General features: G+C 74.4%; 21 protein-coding genes. 10 read left to right on the top strand and 11 right to left on the bottom strand.

Annotation, left to right across the window (positions count from 1 at the left end):
• Positions 1-11 precede the first annotated feature (11 nt).
• From BMZ33_RS13090 to BMZ33_RS13110, 5 genes are all read right to left on the bottom strand, one after another.
• On the bottom strand, positions 12-365 hold the full coding sequence (locus BMZ33_RS13090) for a non-heme iron oxygenase ferredoxin subunit (protein WP_091111115.1): 354 nt from the start codon (positions 363-365) through the stop codon (positions 12-14).
• A gap of 2 nt (positions 366-367) precedes the next feature.
• On the bottom strand, positions 368-1,717 hold the full coding sequence (sufD, locus tag BMZ33_RS13095; RefSeq protein WP_091111117.1) for a Fe-S cluster assembly protein SufD: 1,350 nt from the start codon (positions 1,715-1,717) through the stop codon (positions 368-370).
• Positions 1,717-3,159, bottom strand: a complete 1,443-nt coding sequence (gene sufB / locus BMZ33_RS13100) for a Fe-S cluster assembly protein SufB (protein WP_091111120.1) — start codon at positions 3,157-3,159, stop codon at positions 1,717-1,719. Before sufB ends, sufD begins: the two co-directional genes overlap by 1 nt.
• Positions 3,156-3,944 (bottom strand): helix-turn-helix transcriptional regulator, encoded by a 789-nt coding sequence (locus BMZ33_RS13105; protein WP_169064277.1) that lies wholly within the window; start codon positions 3,942-3,944, stop codon positions 3,156-3,158. Before BMZ33_RS13105 ends, sufB begins: the two co-directional genes overlap by 4 nt.
• Positions 3,945-4,083: 139 nt before the next feature.
• Positions 4,084-6,618 (bottom strand): ATP-dependent Clp protease ATP-binding subunit, encoded by a 2,535-nt coding sequence (locus BMZ33_RS13110; protein ID WP_091111125.1) that lies wholly within the window; start codon positions 6,616-6,618, stop codon positions 4,084-4,086.
• Positions 6,619-7,020: 402 nt separating this feature from the next.
• Here BMZ33_RS13110 and BMZ33_RS13115 point away from each other — a divergent pair, with 402 nt between their 5' ends.
• The 4 genes from BMZ33_RS13115 to BMZ33_RS13130 all read left to right on the top strand — a co-directional run bounded on the left by BMZ33_RS13115 (position 7,021) and on the right by BMZ33_RS13130 (position 9,270).
• Complete coding sequence (locus tag BMZ33_RS13115) at positions 7,021-7,410, top strand: hypothetical protein (protein ID WP_091111128.1); 390 nt, start codon at positions 7,021-7,023, stop codon at positions 7,408-7,410.
• A 188-nt stretch (positions 7,411-7,598) separates the two neighbouring features.
• Complete coding sequence (locus tag BMZ33_RS13120; protein WP_136697290.1) at positions 7,599-7,853, top strand: hypothetical protein; 255 nt, start codon at positions 7,599-7,601, stop codon at positions 7,851-7,853.
• A 175-nt stretch (positions 7,854-8,028) separates the two neighbouring features.
• Positions 8,029-8,970 carry a COX15/CtaA family protein gene (locus tag BMZ33_RS13125; RefSeq protein WP_169064278.1) on the top strand — a complete coding sequence of 314 codons (942 nt, stop codon included), beginning with the start codon at positions 8,029-8,031 and terminating at the stop codon, positions 8,968-8,970.
• A 105-nt stretch (positions 8,971-9,075) separates the two neighbouring features.
• Positions 9,076-9,270 (top strand): hypothetical protein, encoded by a 195-nt coding sequence (locus tag BMZ33_RS13130; protein WP_091111134.1) that lies wholly within the window; start codon positions 9,076-9,078, stop codon positions 9,268-9,270.
• A 144-nt stretch (positions 9,271-9,414) separates the two neighbouring features.
• Here the strand turns inward: BMZ33_RS13130 and BMZ33_RS13135 are convergent, their stop codons facing one another.
• Positions 9,415-10,329: a heme o synthase gene (locus BMZ33_RS13135; RefSeq protein WP_091111137.1), complete on the bottom strand. Its 915-nt coding sequence runs from the start codon at positions 10,327-10,329 to the stop codon at positions 9,415-9,417.
• 331 nt (positions 10,330-10,660) lie between these two features.
• Here BMZ33_RS13135 and tkt point away from each other — a divergent pair, with 331 nt between their 5' ends.
• The 6 genes from tkt to pgl all read left to right on the top strand — a co-directional run bounded on the left by tkt (position 10,661) and on the right by pgl (position 19,280).
• Positions 10,661-12,889 carry a transketolase gene (tkt, locus tag BMZ33_RS13140; RefSeq protein WP_091111140.1) on the top strand — a complete coding sequence of 743 codons (2,229 nt, stop codon included), beginning with the start codon at positions 10,661-10,663 and terminating at the stop codon, positions 12,887-12,889.
• An 88-nt stretch (positions 12,890-12,977) separates the two neighbouring features.
• Positions 12,978-14,081, top strand: a complete 1,104-nt coding sequence (gene tal / locus BMZ33_RS13145; RefSeq protein WP_091111143.1) for a transaldolase — start codon at positions 12,978-12,980, stop codon at positions 14,079-14,081.
• Entirely contained in the window at positions 14,078-15,676 is a 1,599-nt protein-coding gene (locus BMZ33_RS13150; protein ID WP_091111145.1) for a glucose-6-phosphate isomerase, read from the top strand. Before tal ends, BMZ33_RS13150 begins: the two co-directional genes overlap by 4 nt.
• 79 nt (positions 15,677-15,755) lie before the next feature.
• Positions 15,756-17,273, top strand: a complete 1,518-nt coding sequence (zwf, locus tag BMZ33_RS13155) for a glucose-6-phosphate dehydrogenase (protein ID WP_091111147.1) — start codon at positions 15,756-15,758, stop codon at positions 17,271-17,273.
• Positions 17,274-17,301: 28 nt separating this feature from the next.
• Positions 17,302-18,465, top strand: a complete 1,164-nt coding sequence (locus tag BMZ33_RS13160) for a glucose-6-phosphate dehydrogenase assembly protein OpcA (RefSeq protein ID WP_091111150.1) — start codon at positions 17,302-17,304, stop codon at positions 18,463-18,465.
• Positions 18,462-19,280, top strand: coding sequence for a 6-phosphogluconolactonase (gene pgl, locus BMZ33_RS13165; RefSeq protein ID WP_091111152.1), 819 nt, complete (start codon positions 18,462-18,464; stop codon positions 19,278-19,280). Before BMZ33_RS13160 ends, pgl begins: the two co-directional genes overlap by 4 nt.
• Positions 19,281-19,392: 112 nt before the next feature.
• On the opposite strand, the gene BMZ33_RS13170 is transcribed toward pgl, so the two are convergent.
• The 5 genes from BMZ33_RS13170 to BMZ33_RS13190 form a co-directional block, all read right to left on the bottom strand.
• Entirely contained in the window at positions 19,393-19,734 is a 342-nt protein-coding gene (locus BMZ33_RS13170; protein ID WP_091111155.1) for an RNA polymerase-binding protein RbpA, read from the bottom strand.
• 136 nt (positions 19,735-19,870) lie between these two features.
• Positions 19,871-20,104, bottom strand: coding sequence for a preprotein translocase subunit SecG (secG, locus tag BMZ33_RS13175; RefSeq protein WP_091111157.1), 234 nt, complete (start codon positions 20,102-20,104; stop codon positions 19,871-19,873).
• A gap of 35 nt (positions 20,105-20,139) precedes the next feature.
• A complete protein-coding gene (locus BMZ33_RS13180; RefSeq protein ID WP_169064280.1) occupies positions 20,140-21,951 on the bottom strand; it encodes an ABC transporter substrate-binding protein in 1,812 nt (603 codons plus the stop codon).
• Positions 21,952-21,981: 30 nt separating this feature from the next.
• Positions 21,982-22,809, bottom strand: coding sequence for a triose-phosphate isomerase (tpiA, locus tag BMZ33_RS13185; RefSeq protein ID WP_091111160.1), 828 nt, complete (start codon positions 22,807-22,809; stop codon positions 21,982-21,984).
• Positions 22,810-22,819: 10 nt separating this feature from the next.
• Positions 22,820-24,013, bottom strand: a complete 1,194-nt coding sequence (locus BMZ33_RS13190; RefSeq protein ID WP_091111162.1) for a phosphoglycerate kinase — start codon at positions 24,011-24,013, stop codon at positions 22,820-22,822.

Raw genomic sequence — 24,013 nt, forward strand, 5'->3', positions numbered from 1 at the left:
TTTCTCGCTCCTCAGTTGCCGGCCGCGAGCGGGAGGCGCCCGTCGGACTCGGTGTCGACGTAGACGTCTCCCCCCTCCACGCGGACCGGGTAGACGTCGACCGGCTCGGTGGCCGGCAGGTTGGTGGGCTCGCCGGTGCGCAGGTCGAAGCACGACCCGTGCAGCCAGCACTCGATGGTCGGGGCGCCGTCGAACTCCTCGACGTCGCCCTCCGACAGCGGGACCTCGGCGTGCGAGCAGACGTCCTGCACCGCGTAGACGTCGTCCTCGTAGCGGACGACGGCCACGTCGAGGTCGGCGAGCTCCACCCGCAGCGCCCCGTTCTCCGGGACGTCGGAGAGCCCGCAGACCCGCTCGAAGGCCATGCTCAGGCCACCTCGACCGGCTGCTCGTCGAGGCCGGGCAGTGCGCCCAGGCGGACCTCGATCGAGCGCATCAGCCGGTCCTGCAGCTCGGGCAGCCCGATCCGCTGGACGACGTCGGCGAAGAAGCCGCGCACCACCAGGCGGCGGGCGGTCTCGGCGTCGATGCCGCGCGAGCACAGGTAGAACAGCTGCTCGTCGTCGAACCGTCCGGTGGCGCTGGCGTGGCCGGCGCCGACGATCTCGCCGGTCTCGATCTCCAGGTTGGGCACCGAGTCGGCGCGGGCGCCGTCGGTGAGCACCAGGTTGCGGTTGAGCTCGTAGGTGTCGGTGCCGGTGGCCTGCGGCCGGATGCGGACGTCGCCGATCCACACCGTGCGCGCACCCTCGCCCTGCAGCGCGCCCTTGTAGAGCACGTTGCTGGTGCAGTTGGGCACCGCGTGGTCCACCCAGAGCCGGTGCTCCTGGTGCTGGGTCTCGTCGGAGAAGTAGACGCCGAACAGCTCCGCCGTCCCGCCGGGGCCGGCGTACTGCACGTTGCTGACCAGTCGGACCAGGTCGCCGCCGAGGGTGACCACGACCTGGGTGAAGGTGGCGTCGCGGCCGACGACGGCGTCGAACTGGCCGCCGTGCACCGCGCCGGGCGCCCACTCCTGCACCGACACCAGCGTCACCTGCGCGCCGTCGCCCACGAGGACGGCGACGCCGCCGGCGTAGCGGGCCAGCCCGCTGTGGTCGAGGACGACGGTCACCTTCGCGAAGGCGCCGACCTCGACGACCAGCTGGCCCCAGACGACGGGCGTGTCCGCGGCAGGGTCCGACCCGGTGCCGGACAGGCCCAGGGTGACCGGGCGGTCGAGCTGGGCCTCGGCGGGCACGCGGACGACGGCCGCGCCGCCGCTGCGCTGCCGGGCCAGGGCGGCGAGCCGGTCGACCGGCTCGGGCAGCCCCTTGAGCAGCGGGTCGTCGGCGTCGACGCTGGTGAGCTCCACGCCCTCGGGCAGGTCGGTGTCCCACTGCAGGTGGGCGTCCGAGGGGGCACCGTCGAGCAGCGGGCGGATCCGGCGCATCGGGGTGAAGCGCCAGTCCTCCTCGCGCCCGGTGACGGTCCCGAAGGCCTCGGGGTCGGTGGAGGTGAACCGCTCGGCCGGCGAGCCGGTCGGGGCGGCACCTGCTGCCGCCGGGCCGCCGTGCGAGTGCGCGCCCGGGGCGGCCTGCCCGGCGGTGCCGGTGCCGGATGCGGGCACCGCCGGGGGGCCGGCCTGGGTGCCGACGCCCTCGCCGAACAGCTCGCCGGCGAGGGTGGCCGACTCGGTGGTGAGACCGGTGGTGGTCGGGGAGTCGTGCTGGGCCATCAGCCGACGGCACCTTCCATCTGCAGCTCGATCAGGCGGTTGAGCTCGAGGGCGTACTCCATCGGCAGCTCGCGGGCGATCGGCTCGACGAACCCGCGCACCACCATGGCCATGGCCTCGTCCTCGGACAGGCCGCGGCTCATCAGGTAGAAGAGCTGGTCCTCGCTGACCCGGGAGACGGTCGCCTCGTGGCCCATCGACACGTCGTCCTCGCGGACGTCGACGTAGGGGTAGGTGTCCGACCGGCTGATCGTGTCGACCAGCAAGGCGTCGCACTTGACGGTCGACTTCGAGCCGGAGGCGCCCTCGTCGATCTGCACGAGGCCGCGGTAGCTGGTGCGGCCGCCGCCCCGGGCCACCGACTTGCTGACGATGGTCGAGGAGGTGTTGGGCGCCGCGTGCACCATCTTGGCGCCGGCGTCCTGGTGCTGGCCCTCGCCGGCGAACGCGATGGAGAGCACCTCGCCCTTGGCGTGCTCGCCGGTCATCCACACCGCCGGGTACTTCATGGTGACCTTGGAGCCGAGGTTGCCGTCGATCCACTCCATGGTCGCGCCCTCGTGGGCGATCGCCCGCTTGGTGACCAGGTTGTAGACGTTGTTCGACCAGTTCTGGATGGTCGTGTACCGGCAGCGCGCGTTCTTCTTGACGATGATCTCGACGACCGCGGAGTGCAGCGAGTCCGACTTGTAGATCGGCGCGGTGCAGCCCTCGACGTAGTGCACGTAGGCGCCCTCGTCGACGATGATCAGCGTCCGCTCGAACTGGCCCATGTTCTCGGTGTTGATCCGGAAGTAGGCCTGCAGCGGGATCTCGACGTGCACGCCCTTCGGCACGTAGATGAACGAACCGCCCGACCACACCGCGGTGTTCAGCGCGGCGAACTTGTTGTCGCCGCTGGGGATCACCGTGCCGAAGTACTCGCGGAACAGGTCCGGGTGCTCCTTGAGCGCGGTGTCGGTGTCGAGGAAGACGACACCCTGCTCCTCGAGGTCCTCGCGGATCTTGTGGTAGACGACCTCGGACTCGTACTGGGCCGCGACACCGGCGATGAGCCGCTGCTTCTCCGCCTCGGGGATGCCCAGCCTGTCGTAGGTGTTCTTGATGTCCTCGGGCAGCTCGTCCCACGAGGTGGCCTGCGCCTCGGTCGAGCGCACGAAGTACTTGATGTTCTGGAAGTCGATCCCGGACAGGTCCGAGCCCCAGTCGGGCATCGGCTTGCGGTCGAAGAGCCGGAGCGCCTTGAGGCGGCGCTCGAGCATCCACTCGGGCTCGCTCTTGCGCGCCGAGATGTCCCGGACGACGTCCTCGTCCAGGCCGCGGCGGGCGGAGGCCCCGGCGACGTCGGCGTCGGCCCAGCCGTACTGGTAGCGGCCGAGCTGCTCGATCTGCTCGTCCTGCGTCAGCGGCGTGCCGGTCACCGGCTGCTGGGTGCTGGTCATGCGGGCGTCCTCTCCCGGTCGCTCGTGGGGGTGCTGCGGGTGGTGCTGGTGGACGGGGCGGGGCGCGGGACCCGCGCCGCTCGCTCACCGGGTACAGGGCCTGCGGGGGTGGTTCTGTTCCCCGCATCGATGTGAGCCCGGGCGCGCGGAGGCCCCGGGATGTGCGTGGTGCAGACGCCGTCTCCGTGGGCGATGGTGGCCAGCCGCTGGACGTGCGTGCCCACCAGCCGGCCGATCACCGCCGTCTCGACCTCGCACAGCTGCGGGAACTCGGCCGCCACGTGCGCCACCGGGCAGTGGTGCTGGCAGAGCTGGCCGCCGCTGGCGATCGCCGAGGCCGACGCAGCGTAGCCCTCGGCCGTGAGCGCCTCGGCCAGCGCCTGGGCGCGGTCGACCGGGGCGCCCGCCGAGCGGGCGACGGCGTCGGAGGCGCGCTGCTCGAGCCCGGCCAGCTGCGCCTCGGCGACGGCGCGGACGGCGTCGGGCCCACCGGAGGCGGCGACGTACCGCAGCGCGGTGAGCGCCAGGTCGTCGTAGGCGTGCGCGAAGCCGGAGCGGCCGGCGTCGGTGAGGTGGAAGCGCCGGGCGGGCCGGCCCCTCCCCCGGTGCGCGCCGGCCGCGACCCGCTCCTCGACCCGCCCGCGGGCGGCGAGGGCGTCGAGGTGCCGCCGGACCGCGGCCGGGCTGATGCCCAGCCGGGCGGCGAGCTCGCTGGCGGTCTGCGGACCGTGCTCGAGCAGCAGCGCGGTCACGCGGTCGCGGGTGCGGACGTCGTCGGCCCGCACCGTCCCCACCTGTCCCGCGCCGGTTTCCACAACACGATTGTGTCCTATTTCGGGGGGCCCGCAAGGAAGGTCGCCCTAACCCACCCGGCCCCCGACCGCGCTGGTCAGGGGCCGGGTGAGCCAGGTCACGCCCGCCGGGTCAGCCCTGCGCCGCCACCGGCTCGGCGTCCTCGACCGACAGGTCGAGCGCGCCGTCGCGGACGCCGACGTCGACCGTCCGGCCGGCGCCGACGCGGCCGTCGAGCAGCAGCCGCGCCAGCGGGTTGTCGACCTCCCGCTGGATGGCCCGGCGCAGCGGGCGGGCGCCGAACTGCGGCTCGAAGCCGTGCTCGGCGATCCAGGCCACCGCCTCGTCGCTGAAGCGGACCTCGATGCCCTGCGCCGCCAGCCGGCGGCGGGTCTCGTCGAGCAGCAGCCGGGTGATCTGCTGCAGCTGCTCGCTCTCCAGCTGCTGGAACACCACGATCTCGTCGATCCGGTTGAGGAACTCCGGGCGGAACGACTCGCGCAGCCGCCGCAGCAGCCGGTCGCGCAGGCCGGCGTCGGCGGCCGCGCCGTCCCCGGTGCCGAAGCCGAGCGGGGTGTTGCGGCCCTGGATCAGCTCCGACCCGAGGTTGCTCGTCATGATCAGCACGGTGTTCCGGAAGTCCACGGTGCGGCCCTGCGAGTCGGTGAGCCGGCCGTCGTCGAGCACCTGCAGCAGGGTGTTGAAGACGTCGGGGTGCGCCTTCTCGACCTCGTCGAGCAGCACCACCGAGTACGGCCGGCGGCGGACGGCCTCGGTGAGCTGGCCGGCGTCCTCGTAGCCGACGTACCCGGGCGGGGAGCCCACCAGGCGGCTGACGGTGTGCCGCTCCTGGAACTCGCTCATGTCCAGCCGGACCATCCGGTCCTCGTCGCCGAACAGCGCCTCGGCCAGCGCCCGCGCCAGCTCGGTCTTGCCGACGCCGGTGGGGCCGAGGAAGAGGAACGACCCGATCGGCCGGTCGGGGTCGCCCAGGCCGACCCGCGAGCGGCGCACCGCCTCGGCGACCACGCGGACGGCGTCGTCCTGGCCGACCACCCGCCGGTGCAGGTGCCCCTCGAGGTCGAGCAGCCGCTGCACCTCCTCCTGCGTCAGCTGGGCCACCGGGATGCCGGTCTGCCGTGACACCACCTCGGCGATGTCCTCGACGCCCACCTCCGGGACGCCGGACTGCCCGCCGCCGGTCCGGGCCTGCTCCAGCTGCGCCTGCGCCCCGGCGAGCTGGTCGCGCAGCTCCGAGGCCCGCTCGTACTGCTCGGCGGCGACGGCCTGGTCCTTCTCCCGCTGCAGCCGCTCGACCTCCTGCTCCAGGCCGCGCAGGTCCGTCGGGGGGGTCTTCACCCGCCGCCGCACCCGGGCGCCGGCCTGGTCGATGAGGTCGATGGCCTTGTCGGGCAGGTGCCGGTCGGTCACGTAGCGGTCGGAGAGCTCCACCGCGGCGCGGATGGCGTCGTCGGTGAACCGCACGCCGTGGTGGGCCTCGTAGCGGTCGCGCAGGCCGCACAGGATCTGCACGGTGTTCTCGACGTCGGGCTCGGTCACCAGGATCGGCTGGAACCGCCGCTCCAGGGCGGCGTCCTTCTCGATGTTGCGGCGGTACTCGTCCAGCGTCGTCGCGCCGATGACGTGCAGCTCGCCGCGGGCCAGGGCGGGCTTGAGCATGTTGCCCGCGCCGCTGGAGCCCTCGGACGAGCCCGCGCCCACGACGGTGTGCAGCTCGTCGATGAAGACGATGACCTCGTCGGAGTGCTCGCGGATCTCGTCGATGATCTTCCTGACCCGCTCCTCGAAGTCGCCGCGGTACCGGGTGCCGGCGACCAGGCCGGTCAGGTCGAGCTCGACCAGCCGCCGTCCGCGCAGCGTCTCGGGGACGTCGCCCTCCACGATCTGCGCGGCGATGCCCTCGACGATCGCGGTCTTGCCGACGCCGGCCTCGCCGATGAGCACCGGGTTGTTCTTGCGCCGCCGGGACAGCACCTCGACGGTCTGCTCGATCTCCTGCTCGCGGCCGATGACCGGGTCGATCCGTCCGTCGCGGGCCATCTGGGTGAGGTCGCGGCCGAACTCGTCGAGCGTCGGCGTGCTCGACCCGCCCTGCCCGGGGGTGCCGGGGCGCCCGCCGCGGGGCTGGGGAGCCCCCGTCGCGGCCTGCTGCAGCGCCTCCGGGGTGACGCCGCGCTCCCGCAACACCCGCCCGCCCGGGGAGTCGGGGTGGACGGCGAGGGCGAACAGCAGGTGCTCGGGACCGATGTAGGTCGAGCCCAGCGCACGGGAGACCCGGTGGGCGTCGAGCAGCGCCCGCTTGGCGGCGGGGGTCAGCGACGGCGGCTCGTCGCGGGGCTCGCCGCGCTGCAGCTGGGGCTCGAGCTGGCCGCGCAGCTGGTCGGGGTCGACGCCGCTGCGGGCGAGGAACTGCCGGGTCGTCCCGTCGCCGGTCATCGCCCACAGCAGGTGCTCGGTGTCGAGGTCGGCGCTGCCGGTGGCCACGGCCTGGTGCGCCGCGGCGTTGACCAGCTGGCGGGCCTGCTGGCTGAGGAACTGGGTGATGTCCACGCGCTGCCGCTGCTGCGGCGCCCCGCCACCCAGGAAGCGGGCGAAGAAGTCGTCGAAGGGGCTCCCGTAGGGGCCCGGGTAGTAGGGGCTGGTCATGCCTCACGTCCAAGGGGAGTCGGATCGGTCGGGAGCGCTCTCGCGAGAGGGGGCACCCGCTGGGACCCCCGTACCCGGATGCACACCGCGACACCGGGAGCGGCTCGCGGCCGCTCGTGCCCGGTACAGCGCGAAGCCCGCCCGCGGCCTTCCGACCTGTGATCCGCCCTGAGCGAACCGGGCGCCCCCGCCGGCCCGGCACCCGCTGCCGAGGTGTCGGGCCGGCGGGGGCGACACCTCCGCGTCCGCACGGAGTCGCCGTGAGCGCAGGGGAACCGCCGTCCGCTCACTCCCGGGATGCGGACACCGGTGCTGGGCCGAGGCCTGCTTGACCGTCCTCACCAGCCTGTGGTCTGGTGAGAACGACCACACCTCGCACCGAGGACCAGGGGATTTCCGGTCGTGAAGAGGTTCCTCGTCGTCGCTGTCGCGATGCTCGCCGTCCTGGCGTTCGGCACGTCACCCGCACTGGCGGCCCGTGCCGACAGTCAGGAAGGTCCGAACGGTGCTGCCTCCGCGGTCATCAACGTGTCGAGTGGGGGCCAGTACAGGGTCGACTACGCCGCTACCGACTACAGCGCCGACAACCTCTACACCGAGACGCGGCTGACCATCATCGATCCCCAGGGGTCCCGCGAGATCCGCGACGTCAACCGTGGCGGGGACATCACCGACTACCAGACGTTCGACAACCGTGGCCCCGTGACGGTCAGCATCGTCTTCACGTTCCACCGGGTCTTCGGCGGGCCGGAGAGCAATGCCGCCGACCCGCTGATCATCAACTACCCCTGATGGCCACCCGACTCCCTCTCGAGTTCCCCGTCCGCGTCGATGCGTCACGCGCGTGGACGCGAGCCGGTGGGACAGTGGTCCTGCTCGATCCCGAGGTCTACTCCACCGGCGTGCAGTTGAGGGTCCGGGCCCTCCTCCACGAACCTCCCGACGCCCTCCGCAGACGACCCGGCCTCGTCCTCGTACCGATGCCGGGTGCAGAGGACTACTCGCTGACCCTGGTGAGCCGAGACGAGCGCCTGGCCGTCACGAGCACGTGGCCGACCGCGGGACGCACCACGGGGCCGTGCCAGTGGGAGGCCGAGTACTGGCTGCCGCGTTCCGAGTGGAACTCCGTGCAGTTGCGGCTCACGTGGCCGTTCATCGGTCTGGACGAGGAGGTCCCGCTCTCGGAGGACGCTCTGACCGAGGCGTCCGGGAACGTGGTCGTCGTCCACTGCTGAGCGCCGGAGGAGAGCTCCCGGAGAGGCGGTGCTCGCGCCCCTCCACCCGCGCCCGGTGCAGTGATCGTCCACCCCTCGCTCGGACACCGACTCACCGGCACACCGTCGCCGCGCGCACGTCCGCGGTGACCACGGGCACGGCTGGGGTCGGTCGGGGCGGGGATAGCATCGACGTGTGCCGGTCCTGCCCACCTTCTCGGCTGCCGCGGTCTCCCGACTGGCGCTGGTCAACCTCGTCGCCAACGGGGCGATCGTGGTCACCGGCGGGATCGTCCGGCTCACCGGATCCGGCCTGGGGTGCCCGACCTTCCCCCGGTGCACCGAGGACAGCCTGGTGACGACGCCCGAGATGGGTGGCCACGGCGTCATCGAGTTCGGCAACCGGCTGCTCACCTTCGTGCTGACCGCGGTCGCCGTGGCGCTGCTGGTGGCGGTCTGGCGCTCCGCGCGCCGCGACCTGCGCCCGCTCGCCGTCCTCACCTTCCTGGGCATCCCCGTCCAGGCGGCCATCGGCGGGGTCACCGTGCTCACCGGGCTGAACCCCTGGACGGTCGCCGTGCACTTCCTCGTGTCGACGGCGCTCATCGCGCTGTCGACCGTGCTGTGGCTGCGGTCCCGGGAGCCCGGGGTGGGTCAGCCGCTGGTCCGCCGCCCGGTCGCGCTGCTGGTCGGCGGGATCGCCGCGGTGACGGCAGCGGTGCTGGTGCTCGGCACGCTCGTGACCGGCAGCGGTCCGCACAGCGGTGACGTCGACGCGAACGACGTCCCGACCGGCGACCGGATCGGCTTCGACCTGCGCACCGTCAGCCAGGTGCACGCCGACCTGGTGTTCCTGCTCGTCGGGCTCACCGTCGCGCTGCTCGTGGCGCTGTACGCCACCGACGCCCCGGGGCGGGTCAAGCGGGCCGCGCGCGACGTCCTCGTCGTCCAGCTGCTGCAGGGCGTCGTCGGGTTCGTCCAGTACTTCACCGGGCTGCCGGTCGTGCTGGTGCTGCTGCACATGCTGGGCGCGGTGCTGGTGACCGTCTCGACCGCCCGCCTGGTGTGGTCGGTGCGCGGCCCGGCCAGCGAGCAGCCCCTCGACACCCCCGCCGTCCCCGCGGTCGCCACCCGCTGAGCCGCCGGGCACCGCGTGCCGACGGCGCCGGATGACGACAGCAGGTCGACACCCGGCGGCACGGGACCCGCTCGACCGGCCCGGCCCGGGGAGCTGGCCGCGGAGGTGCGCCTCGCCGGCCTCGTCCCGGACGGGCCGGTGGCCGTGGAGGGCCTGGCGGGCTGCGCCGCCGACGTCGACGCGCTGCTCGACGACGACGGGACACGGGCCCGGGTGCTGGAGGCCCTGCGCAGCACCGAGCGGGAGCCGTCCCTGCTCGGAGCCAGCAGCCACCTGCTGATCGCCGGCCGCCGGGACTGAGCCGCCTCACCTCCGCCGGCCGGCACCGCCCTCACCCCGTGGTGCCCGACCTCACCCCACAGCGCGAGGTCGGGCACCACGGCGCGCGGGCGGGCGCGGGGCACGAGGCGCGGCACGACCGCGTCCGGGCCGGGCCGGGCGGCCTCAGACGAGGACGTCGATGGCGATGGCGATCGACAGCAGCGTCATGTGCGTGATCGACACGGAGAACAGCCGCATCGGCCGGTCGGGCAGGGCGCTCTGGATGCGGCCCAGCCACTGGTGGGACTCGGCCACGTACCAGGCGCCGAGGAGCCCCCCGCCGATGGCGAAGGCCCAGCCGAGGACGGGCGTGATCGAGCCCATCAGCAGGGTCGCCCCCAGGGTGGCCCAGGCCCACGCGACGGACTGGCGGCCGACGCTCGCCGGGCCGGCGACCACCGACAGCATGGGGACACCGGCGCGGGCGTAGTCCTCGCGGTACCGGCTGGCCAGGGCCCAGAAGTGCGGCATCTGCCAGCAGAAGACGACGGCGAAGAAGGCGAGCGCCGGCCAGGAGAGGGAGCCGGTCACCGCCGCCCAGCCGATGAGCACCGGCGCCGCCCCGGGGAAGGCCCCGAAGACCGTGTTGTGCCGGCTGCGGCGCTTGAGCACCATCGTGTAGACGACGGAGTAGGCCAGGATCGCGACCGCGGCCAGTGCCGTGGCCAGCGGCGTGGTGGCCACCCACAGGAGCGTCAGCGACGCCGCGGCGAGGACCAGCCCGAAGACCAGCGCCGCCCGGGCGGACACCGCCCCGGACGGGATCGGCCGGTCGCGCGTGCGCGACATCAGCCGGTCGATGTCGCGGTCGTACCAGCAGTTGAACGTGTTGGCCGCCCCGGCGGCGAACATCCCGCCGACCATCGTGGCGCCCACGAGCCGCCAGGAGGGCCACCCGTCGGCCGCCATCATCATCGCCGGCAGCGTCGTGACCAGCAGCAGCTCGACGAGCTTCGGCTTGGTCAGCGCCACGTAGGCGCCCACGACCTCGGACAGGCGGCGGGCGGAGACGACCGGCCGCTCGGAGACGGCCGTCACCGGACGGCCTCCCCCACGCGCGCGCACGGGCGGCAGGGCACCACCGGGCAGGACGGCAGCACGGAGGTCCCTTCAGACCGGCGACGGAACGGCTCCCACTGTATCCCGCGGCCACCGCGCGGACGGGCCGGGATGACTAGGGTTCGATCACGTTGACGCTGCGCGAACAGCGGGTAGGGCCGTCGTCGACGACGACGGAGGTCCCGGGTCACCGACGCCCGGAGGCCGGGCGCCCGGCCGGGCACCGCACCGCGTCACCCGCCCGGGAGCACGGGACACCGGTCCCCCGGGCGGCCCCGCACACGGCCGACCTCGAGGAGCACCGCCCGACATGACCACTCAGGCCAACGACGCGAGGAGCACGGAGTCCGAGGCCCCCGCCGAGGCCGCCACCGACTCCCCCACCGGCTCGCCCCGCCAGCCGCGCCCGACGCTGCCCGAGGGCTTCGGTGACCTCGACCGCCGCGCCATCGACACCGCCCGGGTGCTGGCCATGGACGCGGTGCAGAAGGTCGGCAACGGCCACCCGGGCACCGCGATGAGCATGGCGCCCACGGCCTACCTGCTCTTCCACAAGTGGCTCCGGCACGACCCCACCGACCCGAACTGGGTGGCCCGGGACCGGTTCGTGCTGTCGATGGGCCACTCGAGCCTGACGCTGTACGTGCAGCTCTACCTCGCCGGCTACGGCCTCGAGCTCGAGGACCTGCAGGCGCTGCGCACCTGGGGCTCCAAGACCCCCGGCCACCCCGAGGTCAACCACACCCCCGGCGTGGAGACGACGACCGGCCCGCTGGGCCAGGGCGTCGGCAACGCCGTGGGCATGGCGATGGCCGCCCGCCGCGAGCGCGGCCTGCTCGACCCCGACGCCCCCGAGGGCGAGAGCCTCTTCGACCACACCATCTGGGCCTTCTGCTCCGACGGCGACCTGGAGGAGGGCGTCAGCGGCGAGGCCTCCTCGCTGGCCGGCACCCAGCAGCTGGGCAACCTGGTGCTCGTCTACGACGACAACCGGATCTCCATCGAGGACGACACGACCGTCGCCTTCACCGAGGACGTCGGCAAGCGCTACGAGGCCTACGGCTGGCACGTGCAGCACGTCGACGACGGCGAGGACCTGGCCGCCGTCGACGCGGCGTTCGCCGCCGCCAAGGCCGAGACGTCCCGCCCGTCGATCGTCGTGCTGCGGACGATCATCGCCTGGCCCGCGCCGAACAAGCAGAACACCGGCGCCGCGCACGGCTCCGCCCTCGGCGACGACGAGGTGCGCGCCACCAAGGAGGTCCTCGGCCTCGACCCGGAGCAGAGCTTCCAGGTCGACGACGAGGTGCTCGCCCACGCCCGCTCGGTGGTCGACGCCGGCAAGCAGGCGCACGCCGAGTGGCAGCAGCGCTTCGACGCCTGGGCGCGGGAGCACGGCGAGCGCGCCGGCCTGCTGGAGCGGATGCGCGAGCGCCGGCTGCCCGAGGGGTTCGCCGAGGCGCTGCCCACCTTCGACGCCGATCCCAAGGGCGTGGCCACCCGCAAGGCCTCGGGCAAGGTCCTCGCCGCGCTCTACCCGGCGCTGCCCGAGCTGTGGGGCGGGTCGGCCGACCTGGCGGAGAGCAACAACACCGCCGTCGAGGGCGAGCCGTCGTTCCTGCCGGCCAACCGCCAGACCAAGATGTGGAGCGGCGGCCCCTACGGGCGCACCCTGCACTTCGGCGTCCGCGAGCACGCCATGGGTGCGATCATGAACGGCATCGCGCTGCACGGCGGCACCCGCGTCTACGGCGGCACCTTCCTCACCTTCTCCGACTACATGCGCGGCGCGGTGCGGCTGGCCGCGCTCATGCAGCTGCCGGTCGTCTACGTGTGGACGCACGACTCGATCGGTCTCGGCGAGGACGGCCCCACCCACCAGCCGATCGAGCACTTCGCCGCGCTGCGCGCCATCCCCGGCCTCGACGTCGTCCGCCCGGCCGACGCCAACGAGGTGGCCGTCGCCTGGCGGACGGTGCTGGAGAACAACGACCGCCCGGCCGGCCTGCTGCTGTCGCGGCAGAACCTCCCGGTGTTCGACCGCTCGGAGTTCGGCTCCGCCGAGGGCACCGCCCGCGGCGCCTACGTGCTGGCCGACGCCTCCACCGGGCAGCCCGAGGTGATCCTGCTGGGCACCGGCTCGGAGGTGCAGATCGCGGTGGCCGCCCGCGAGCGGCTGGAGGCCGACGGCGTGCCGACCCGCGTGGTGTCGGTGCCGTGCGTCGAGTGGTTCGCCGACCAGGACCAGGCCTACAAGGACGAGGTGCTCCCGCCCACCGTCCGCGCCCGGGTGAGCGTCGAGGCGGGCGTGCCGATGGGCTGGCGCGAGTTCGTCGGCGACGCCGGGCGGATCGTGGGCCTGACCCACTACGGCGCCAGCGCCGCCTACTCGGTGCTCTACGAGCAGTTCGGGCTCACCGACGAGGCCGTCGTCGCCGCTGCCCGCGAGTCCATCGACGCCGCGGCCTCGGGGAACGCCGTCCCAGCCGGGCCGGTGGCGGCGACCGGCGGCCTCCCCCACCCCACCGGCGACCGATGAAGGACCACCCCTCCCCCCACGCCTCGCACGCTCGGCGCGGGACCCTGAGGGGTGGCCGTTCCAGCACCTCACCGGAAAGGACCTGACCATGGCACAGAACGAGAAGCTGGCCGAGCTGTCCGCGGCGGGCGTCGCCGTGTGGCTCGACGACCTGTCCCGCGACCGCATCCGCAGCGGGAACCTGCAGTCGATGGTCGACGAGTACTCCGTCGTCGGCGTCACCACCAACCCGACCATCTTCGCCGCGGCGATCAGCGGGTCGGACTCCTACGACGACCAGGTGCACGCCCTCGCGGTGCGCAAGGTCAGCGTCGAGGAGGCGCTGCGCACCATCACCGCCGCCGACGTCCGGGACGCCTGCGACCTGCTCGCCCCGGTGGCGCAGCGGCAGCCCGGCGACGGGCGGGTGTCGCTGGAGGTGGCGCCGGGCCTGGCGCACGACACCGACGCGACCGCGGCCGAGGCCGCGCACCTGTGGTGGCTGGTCGACCGGCCCAACCTCTTCATCAAGATCCCGGCCACCGAGGAGGGGCTGGCGGCGATCACCACCTCGATCGCGCGCGGCATCAGCGTCAACGTCACCCTCATCTTCAGCCCCGAGCGGTACCGCGCCGTCATGGACGCCTACCTCTCCGGGCTGGAGCAGCGGCTGGCCGACGACGCCGACGCCGACCTCACCCAGATCGCCTCGGTGGCGTCGTTCTTCGTGTCCCGCGTGGACACCGAGATCGACAAGCGGCTGGAGAAGGCCGGCGCCGACGAGCTCAAGGGCAAGGCGGCGCTGGCCAACGCGCAGCTGGCCTACCGGGCCTACGAGGAGGTCTTCTCCTCCGACCGCTGGAAGGCGCTCGAGGCCAGGGGTGCCCGCCCGCAGCGCCCGCTGTGGGCCTCGACCGGCGTCAAGGACCCGTCCCTCCCGGACACCCTCTACGTCAGCGAGCTCATCGCCCCCGGCACGGTCAACACCATGCCGGAGAAGACGATGAAGGCCTACGCCGACCACGGCGAGGCCGGCACCCCGGTGCAGCAGACCTACGAGGACGCCGCCGCGGTGATGAAGGCCGTCGCCGACGCCGGGATCGACCTCGACGACGTCTTCCGCGTGCTGGAGGACGAGGGCGTGCAGAAGTTCGTCGACTCCTGGGACGAGCTCACCGCGTCGGTGAAGAGCGAGCTCGAGGACAAGGCATGACCCTGCAGTTCCGCTGCAGCGGCCTCGAGGTCCCCGAGCCGGTCCGTGCCCAGCTGGCCGACGACGACGTCGCGGCCCGGCTGGTGGGCAAGGACGCCACGCTGTGGGGACCCGAGGCCGAGCCCGAGGCCTCGATCCGGCTCGGGTGGCTCGACCTACCGGCGACCAGCCGCGAGCTGGTCGCCCGGCTGGCCGACCTGCGCGCCGAGCTCGCCGGCGAGGGCCTCGACCGGGTCGTCCTCGCCGGCATGGGCGGCTCGTCGCTCGCGCCGGAGGTCATCTGCCGGACGGCGGGGGTGCCGCTGGTCGTGCTCGACACCACCGACCCCGGCCAGGTCGCGGCGGCGATGACCGACCTCGACCGCACCGTGGTGGTGGTCAGCTCGAAGTCCGGCGGCACGGTGGAGACCGACAGCCACCGCCGGGCCTTCCTCACCGCCTTCGCCGAGGCGGGCCTCGACGAGCAGCAGGTGGGCCGCCGGTTCGTCGTCGTCACCGACCCCGGCTCCCCGCTGGCCGAGACGGCGGCGGCGATGGGCGCCCGCGCGGTGTTCCTCGCCGACCCCCACGTCGGCGGCCGCTACAGCGCGCTGTCGGCCTTCGGCCTGGTGCCCGCCGCGCTGGCCGGCGTCGACGTCGCCGAGCTGCTCGACGACGCCGCCGACCTCGCCGAGCACCTCGCCGAGGAGGGCAACCCGGCGCTGGAGCTGGGCGTGGCGATGGGCGCGGGCTTCCGCACCGGCCGCGACAAGGTGGCCCTGGCCGACGGCGGCTCGGGCATCACCGGCTTCGGCGACTGGGCCGAGCAGCTGGTCGCCGAGTCCACCGGCAAGGAGGGCCGCGGCCTGCTGCCCGTCGTCCTGGAGTCGGTGGACGCGCCGGGCGCCGCGGCGCCGGACGCGCTGCTGGCCGTGGTCGGCGGCGACCCGGTGGAGGGCCGGCCCTCGGTCGGCGTCGCCGGGCCGCTGGGCGCGCAGTTCCTCGGGTGGGAGTACGCGACGGCGGTGGCCGGGCGGGTGCTCGGGATCAACCCCTTCGACCAGCCCAACGTCACCGAGAGCAAGGAGAACACCTCCCGCATCCTCGAGTCCGGGCTGCCCGACGAGCGGCCGCTGGCCACGGTGGGCGCGGTCGAGCTGTACGCCTCCGGCGGCGTCCTCGACGGGGTCGACCTCAGCGCGCACGACGGGCTGACGCTGGCGCTCGACGCGCTGCTGGCCGCGGTGCCGCCGAGGGGGTACCTGGCGGTCATGGCCTACCTCGACCGCGAGGCCGACGCCCGTGCCGGGGAGCTGCGGGCGGCCCTGGCCCGCCGCACCGAGCACGCCGTGACCTTCGGCTGGGGCCCGCGGTTCCTGCACTCCACCGGCCAGTACCACAAGGGCGGGCCGCAGGTGGGCGCCTTCCTGCAGGTCACCGGCGCGGTCACGGACGACCTCCCGGTGCCCGACCGGCCGTACTCGTTCGGCACGCTGCAGGCCGCCCAGGCGGCCGGCGACCGGCAGGCGCTGGCCGACCGGCAGCGACCGCTGCTGCACCTGCACCTGACCGACCGCTCCGCCGGCGTCGACCAGCTGATGCGAGCCCTCGGCTGACCCCCGCTCCGCGGGACCCCACGCCCGGCCGGGACAGCCGTCCCGGCCGGGCGTCCCGCACCCATCTCCAGGAGGGTCCATGATCCCCAACCCGCTGCGGGACCCGCGGGACCGGCGGCTGCCCCGCGTCCCCGAACCCTGTGCCCTCGTCGTCTTCGGCATCACCGGCGACCTCGCCCGCAAGAAGCTGCTGCCCGCCGTCTACGACCTGGCCAACCGCGGCCTGCTGCCCACCAACTTCGCGCTGCTGGGCTTCGCCCGCCGGGACTGGGGCGACCAGGACTTCGCCGAGCTGGCCCGCGACGCCGCCCGCAACGCCGCGCGCACCCCGTGGCGCGAGGAGGTGTGGGAGCGGCTGGCCAGCAGCGTCCGCTTCGTGCAGGGCTCCTTCGACGACGACAACGCCTTCGACGAGCTGGCCGCCACCCTCGGCGAGCTCGAGGGCAGTCACGGCATCGGCGGCAACGCGGCGTTCTACCTGTCCATCCCGCCGGCGATGTTCCCGGTCGTGCTCAAGCAGATGCAGCGCACCCGCATGGCCGAGAGCACCCCGGACCGGTGGCGCCGCGTCGTCGTCGAGAAGCCCTTCGGCACCGACCTGGCCTCCAGCCGCGAGCTCAACGAGCTGGTCGACTCGGTGTTCAGCGCCCAGGACGTCTTCCGCATCGACCACTACCTGGGCAAGGAGACCGTCCAGAACCTCATGGCGCTGCGGTTCGCCAACGAGCTGTTCGAGCCAGTCTGGAACGGCCACCACGTCGACTCGGTGCAGATCACCATGGCCGAGGACGTGGGCATCGGCGGGCGGGCCGGCTTCTACGAGCGGACCGGCGCCGCCCGGGACGTGCTGCAGAACCACCTGCTGCAGCTGCTGGCGCTCACCGCGATGGAGGAGCCGGTCGAGTTCTCCGCCGACGAGATCCGCACCGAGAAGCTCAAGGTGCTGCGGGCGATCTCGCTGCCGGAGGACCTGGGCACCTTCGCCGTCCGCGGGCAGTACGAGCAGGGCTGGCTGGCCGGGCAGCGGGCGAAGGGCTACCGGCAGGAGGAGGGCGTCGACGCGTCGTCGACCACCGAGACCTTCGCCGCCGTCCGGCTCGGGGTGGAGACCCGCCGCTGGGCCGGGGTGCCGTTCTACCTGCGCACCGGCAAGCGGCTGCCCCGCCGGGTCACCGAGATCGCGCTGGTGTTCAAGCGGGCGCCGCACCTGCCCTTCGCCGACACCGACACCGAGGAGCTGGGCAACAACCAGCTCGTCGTCCGCGTGCAGCCCGACGAGGGCGTCACCCTCAAGTTCGGCTCCAAGGTGCCCGGCAGCGTGATGGAGGTCCGGGACGTGTCCATGGACTTCCTCTACGGCGAGCAGTTCACCGAGACCAGCCCCGAGGCCTACGAGCGGCTGCTGCTCGACGTGCTGCTCGGTGACGCCACGCTCTTCCCGCGCAACGCCGAGGTCGAGGCCTCGTGGTCGGTGATCGACCCGCTCGAGGAGTTCTGGGCCGGCAGCACGCCCGAGCCCTACCGGGCCGGCGAGTGGGGCCCGCGGGCGGCCGACCAGATGCTCGCCGCCGAGGGCCGCCGGTGGCGGCGGCCGTGACCGGCGGCAACCGACGCGAGGAGACGACGTGACGACGCTGTGGGACACCACCGGATCCGCGGTGGTCAAGGAGCTGGCCGCGCAGCGGCGGACCGGCGGCGCGGTGCTCTCCGGCGTGGCGCTGACGCTGGTCGTCGTCGCCGACGAGGGACGGGTGACCGAGGCCGAGGACGCGGCCACCGTCGCCGCCGAGCAGCACCCCTGCCGGATCCTGGTGGTGGTGCGCCGGCAGATCGAGGCGCCGGTGCCGCGGCTGGACGCCGAGGTGTCCATCGGCGGGCGGCTCGGCCCCGGCGAGGCCGTGGTCATGCGGATGTACGGCCGGCTGGCGCTGCACGCCGAGTCGGTGGTGCTGCCGCTGCTGGCCGCCGACGCGCCCGTCGTCACCTGGTGGCACACCCAGCCGCCGGCGCGGCTGGCCGCCGACGCGCTCGCCGTCATCGCCGACCGGCGGATCACCGACAGCACCTCGGCGCCCGACCAGCTCGCCGCCCTGCGCACCCGCGCGCAGGACTACGCCCCCGGCGACACCGACCTCGCCTGGACCCGCGCCACCGCCTGGCGGGCGACGCTGACCTCCGCGGTCGACTCGGTGGCCGGGCGTCGCGGCGACGCCGTCCGGGTGCTCGGCGGCCGGGTCGAGGGGGCCCCCGGCTCGGCCACCGCCCGGCTGCTGGCCGGCTGGCTGTCCTCGCGCTCCGGGGCGGAGATCGACGTCGTCCAGGCCACCCGCCACCCCGGCGACACCGGCGTCGACTCGGTCGTCCTGCAGCTCGACCAGGACGAGGAGGTGCGGGTGCACACCGACCGCCGCGGCGGCGCGGTGATCAGCCAGCCCTACCGGCCCGACGCGACGATGGCGCTGCCCGACCGCTCGCTGGGCGACCTGCTCGGCGAGGAGCTGCGCCGGCTCGACCCCGACGAGCCCTACGCGGAGGCACTCGAGGTCACCACCGGCCTGTCCGGCCTGACCGGCCGGGCGTCGCTGCGCTCGCACGTCTGGGTCGACCCCGCCGAGCAGGACGGCCGCCCGGACGGCCCGGACGGCCCGGTCGACGCCGAGTCGGTCGGCGACAACAGCCCCCACGGCGCGGCGCCCACCGTCCCGCCGACCTCCGAGGGCACCGACGAGGTGGCCCTGGCCGGCGAGCACGACAGCCCCGACCCGACGGCGCCCGAGGCGGTCCGGTGACGCTGTCACCCGGCGAGCGGATCGCCGCGCGGCTGGCCGAGCACGCGGACGGGCCGGTGCCCGACGTCGTGGTGGAGCCCGACGCCGAGCAGCTGGCGCGGGCAGCCGCCGCGGCGCTGGTGGCCCGGCTGACCGCCGCGCAGGCGGTGCACGGGACGGCGTCGGTGGTGCTCACCGGCGGCGGCGTGGGCACCGCGGTGCTGCGGCACGTGGCCGTCCTGGCCGAGGAGCCGGCCCCCGGCCAGGACGTCGACTGGACGGCGGTCGACGTCTGGTGGGGCGACGAGCGGTTCGTGCCCGCCGACTCCGACGAGCGCAACGAGGGGGGCGCCCGCGAGGCGCTCCTCGACCGGGTCGGGGTGCCCGCCGAGCGGGTGCACGCGATGCCCGCCTCCGACGCCGGCTTCGACACCCCCGAGGACGCCGCGGAGTGGTACGCGGGCGAGCTCGCGGCCGCCGCGCAGGACGGTCCGCTGCCCCGGTTCGACGTGCTGCTGCTGGGGATGGGCCCCGAGGGCCACGTGGCGTCGGTCTTCCCGCACTCGCCGGCGGCCTCGGACCGGCGTCCGGTGGTCGCCGTCCGGAACTGCCCGAAGCCCCCTCCGACGCGGGTGAGCCTCGGGTTCCCCGCGATCACCAGCGCCGAGGAGGTGTGGCTGCTCGTCTCCGGCGAGGGCAAGGCCGAGGCGGTGGCCGCCGCGCTCGGCGGCGCCGACCCGCTCGACCTGCCCGCCGCCGGTGCCCGCGGCCGCCGGGCCACCCGCTGGCTGCTCGACGCGGCGGCGGCCGGCAGGCTGCCCGGCGCCTCCGGCTGACCGGCGGGGCGCGCCGGGATCAGGCGACCTGGTCGTCGCGCGTGCCCCCTCACCGTGGGACGTGAGGGTGGACGCGACGGGATCAGGTCACCTGATCACCGCGCGGGGGTGCTCAGGCGCCGCGGCGGGCCCGGAGCTTGGCCAGGGCCTCCTCGAGGAGGGCGTCGCCGTCGGCGTCGCTGCGCCGCTCGCGGACGTAGGCCAGGTGCGTCTTGTACGGCTCGGTGCGCGGCGCCGGCGGGGGCGCCTGCTCGTCCTGACCGGCGGGCAGTCCGCACCGGGGGCAGTCCCACAGGTCGGGGACCTCGGCGTCGGTGGCGAAGGCCACCTGCGTCTCGTGCCCCTGGCTGCACCAGTAGGACATCCGGTTGCGCGGCGCGGCCTCACCGCGCTCGGCCTCACCCATCGGACCCGCACCGACCCGGGTCCCCCGGATCGCGTTGCCACCAGCCACGAGCGTCCCCTCAGAACCGACGTGCCGTCCGTGCCACGGCGCGGTCGCACCGCTCGGGCAGTCTATGGCCTGGGGCGTGTACTCCCGGTCACGATCTCGCGGCTTTTCTCGCAGTTCAGCCTCGGGGAGGGGCCGCTCAGACCTTGAGGAGGATGCCCAGCGTCACGATGCAGACCGTCCAGACGAGGCCGGTCAGCACGGTGAGCCGGTTGAGGTTCTTCTCCACCACGGAGGAGCCGGACAGCTGCGAGGACACCGCGCCGCCGAACATCGAGGACAGGCCGCCGCCCTTGCCGCGGTGCAGCAGGATGAGCACCACGAGCAGCACGCTGGTCAGCACCAGCACCACGTTGAGGCCGATCTCGAACACGACCCCAGGGTAGCGGGTGCCGGGGAGGCCCCCGTTCAGCGCACGCCGGCGGTGGCCAGGTCGTAGCCGGCGTAGGGCTGCATGACCACGCCGTTGTGCAGCCGCTGGCCGGCCAGCAGCTGCACGCGCGCCTCCACCAGCGGCACGTAGGCGTCCGTGGCCCGGGCGGCGGTGGCGAGCTCGCGCCAGCCCGACACGGCGGCGCCCGGGTCCGGGGCCGCGCGGGCGGCGTCGACCAGCCCCGACAGCGCCGGGTCGGTGAGCCGGGCGTAGTTGGTGTTGCCGGGGTCGCTCACCGACCGGCCGTCGGCCAGCGGCACGAGGAACGAGCCCGGCGTCGGGAAGTCGGCCCGCCAGGTGACCAGCACGACCCCGTAGCCGTTGCGCGCCACGTTGTCCGGCGAGCCGACGTCGGTGGCGTAGAAGCCGGCCGCCGGCAGCGGGCGGACCTCCACGTCGATCCCGACGGCGCCGAGCTGGTCGGCGACCTCCTCGGCGACGTCGATGCTGGCCTGCGCGTCGGGGACGGCGAGCACCGTGCTGAAGCCGTCGGGCCGGCCGCAGGCGGCGAGCGCGGCGCGCGCGGCACCGGGGTCGGGACCGGGGTCGGGCTCCTCGGGCCCGCCGACCACCGCCCGCGGCCACAGCTGGGAGGTGCGCACGGCGTTGTCCGCCCCGCCGACCGTCTCCTGGACGGCGCCGCGGTCGACCGCCGCGGCCACCGCCGCCCGGCAGTTCGCGTCGTCCATCGGCGCCACGTCGGTGGGCAGCGCCAGCATCCGCACCGCGCCGCTGGTCACGTCGTCGACCCGGTCGGCCAGCGGCACCTCTCCCCCGCCGCCCTCGGCCAGCCGGGAGCTGGTGGCCGGGTGCACGCCGGTGCCGGAGACGTCGACGTCGGCCGACCCGGCGAGCAGCGCCTGGTCGCGCTCGAGCTGGGACAGCCCGGTGCGGACGACGACCCGGTCGGGCAGCGCGGTGCGCAGCACGTCGCTGGCGGGGTCCCACTGCGGGTTGCGGTCGAGCACGATGCCGGTCTCGGGGTCGACGGTGGTCACCGCGTAGGGGCCCGAGGAGACCGGGTCGCCGCCGTAGCCGGCGCCGGTGTCGTTCTCCACGGGCACCGGGCTGCTCGCGGGCAGCGCCAGCACGTGGGGGAAGTCCGGCTCGGCGTAGCGCAGCCGGAAGACGATGGTCAGGTCGTCGGGCGTCTGGACCGAGGCCAGCCCGAGCCGGGCAGGGTCCTCGTCCTGGTAGGGCCCGGCGTAGGGGTTCGCCGGGTCGTCGAGCAGGCCCACCACGTAGGTGGGGCCGCCGACGACGACGTCGGAGGCGAAGGAGCGCTCGATGCCGTACTTGACGTCGCGCGAGGTGATCGCCCGGCCGTTCTCGAAGCGGGCTCCCTCGCGGAGGGTGAACGTCCAGGTCAGCCCGCCGTCGTCCGTCGTGCCGGTGTCCGTGGCGAGGTCGGGGACCAGCTCGGCGGTGCTGCCCGGCTCGGAGGAGTAGGTGACCAGCGTGCGGGTGTAGAGCCGCATGAGGTTCCAGACGCCGGGCTGGTAGGAGACCTGGGGGTCGAGGCTGTCGACGTCGCCGGTGACCACGCGCAGCGTCCCGCCGGTGCGCTCCGAGGCCGCGCGCACGCCCTCGACGCCGGCGTCGGGACCGTCCCCGAGCACGGGCACGGCGGTGGCCGAGTCGCGCCCGCCGCCGCAGCTCACCGCCAGGACGACCACGAGGACGACGACGACGGCCAGGCCGAGCACCCGGCCGGGGGCGCCGCGCAGCCACGCGGGCAGCCGGCGACCGGACCGCGAGCGGGTGGGTCCCTGCAGCGTGCTGTCCACCCACCCGCCCCCACTGGGCCGCCGGGGCTGCTAGCTGCCCTCGGCGGCGATCCGACAGATCTGCGCGAACTCGTCGGCGTCCAGGCTCGCGCCACCGACCAGTGCGCCGTCGACGTCCGGCCCGGCCAGGATCCCGGCCGTGTTCGCGGCCTTCACCGACCCGCCGTAGAGGATACGGACGATCCCTGCCGTCTCGGTGCCGAAACGCTCGGCGAGCCGTGACCGGAGGGCGCCGCACACCTCCTGTGCGTCGTCAGGGGTGGCGACCTCACCGGTGCCGATGGCCCAGACCGGCTCGTACGCGATCACGATGCCGGTGCCCTCGCCCGGGCCGGTGAGCTGCTCGGCCGACAGGCCCTCGAGCGCGGCGTCGAGCTGGGCGGTGCAGTGCGGGACGTGCTCGCCGGCCCGGCGGACGTCGAGCCCCTCCCCCACGCAGAGGATCGGCACCAGGCCGTGCCGCAGGCTGCTGCGCACCTTGGCGGCCACGACCGCGTCGTCCTCGGCGTGCAGCGCGCGCCGCTCGGAGTGCCCGACGACGACGTAGCGGCAGGCCAGGGCGGCCAGCATGCCCCCGCTGACCTCGCCGGTGTAGGCGCCGGAGTCCTCCGCCGAGACGTCCTGCGCGCCGTAGCCGACGTCGAGGTCGTCGCCGGCCACCAGGGTCTGCACGCTGCGCAGCGCGGTGAACGGCGGGAGGACGACGACCTCGGCGGCCTCCAGCTCGTGCTCCTTCAGGCTGAAGACCAGCTTCTGCACCAGGCCGATGGCCTCCAGGTGCGTCAGGTGCATCTTCCAGTTGCCCGCGATGAGCGGGCGCCGGCCCTCGCGCCGGACCGGCGGCTTGCTGCGTGCCATCTGCGCCTCCTCAGTCGGCGAGCACCGCGAGGCCCGGGAGCTCCCGGCCCTCGAGGTACTCCAGCGACGCGCCGCCGCCGGTGCTGATGTGCCCGTAGGCCGCCTCGTCCAGGCCGAGCACGCGGACAGCGGCCGCGGAGTCGCCGCCGCCGACGACCGACAGCCCGTCGACGGCGGCCACGGCCCGGGCCACGCCCCGGGTGCCGGCCTGGAACGGCGCGAGCTCGAAGACGCCCATCGGGCCGTTCCAGAACACCGTGCGGGCGCCGGCCAGCTCGCGACCGAAGGCCTCCACCGTGCGCGGGCCGACGTCGAGGCCCATCTGCCCGTCGGGTATCTCCTCGACCGGGACGACGCCGGTCTCGGCGTCGGCGCTGAACTCCGGCGCGACGACGACGTCGACCGGCAGCACGATCCGCTCGCCGGCCTCGGCGAGCAGCCGGCGGCAGGTGTCCACCTGGTCGGCCTCGAGCAGCGACCTCCCGACGCCGAGGCCCTGGGCGGCCAGGAAGGTGAAGCACATGCCGCCGCCGACGAGCAGCCGGTCGACCTTGGGCAGCAGCGCCTCGATGACGGCGAGCTTGTCGCTGACCTTCGAGCCGCCCAGCACCACCACGTAGGGCCGCTCGGGGTCGGTCGTCAGCCGGGTCAGCACGTCGAGCTCGGCGGCCACCAGCCGCCCCGCCACGTGCGGCAGCCGCTGCGCGACGTCGTAGACCGACGCGTGCTTGCGGTGCACCGCACCGAAGGCGTCGTCGACGTAGACGTCGGCCAGCGCGGCCAGCCGGTCGGCCAGCCCGCCGCGCTCGGTGTCGTCCTTGCTGGTCTCGGCCGCCTCGAAGCGCACGTTCTCCAGCAGCAGCAGGTCGCCGTCGCCGAGGGCGTCGGCCTTCGCGCGGGCGTCGTCGCCGGCGACGTCGGCGGCCAGCGGCACCCCGGTGCCGAGCAGCTCACCGAGCCGCCCGGCCACCGGGGCCAGCGAGTACTGCGGGTCGGGCGCGCCCTTGGGCCGGCCCAGGTGCGCGGCCACGACGACGCGGGCGCCGGCGTCGCGCAGTGCCTGCAGCGTCGGGAGGCTGGCCCGGATGCGGCCGTCGTCGGTGATGGCTCGGGTCTGCTTGTCGAGGGGGACGTTCAGGTCGGTGCGCACCAGCACGCGCCGGCCCGACACCCCCTCGGCGAGCAGGTCGTCGAGGGAGCGCAT

Origin of the sequence: Geodermatophilus dictyosporus (assembly GCF_900115505.1) — a bacterium.
Taxonomy (GTDB): domain Bacteria; phylum Actinomycetota; class Actinomycetes; order Mycobacteriales; family Geodermatophilaceae; genus Geodermatophilus; species Geodermatophilus dictyosporus.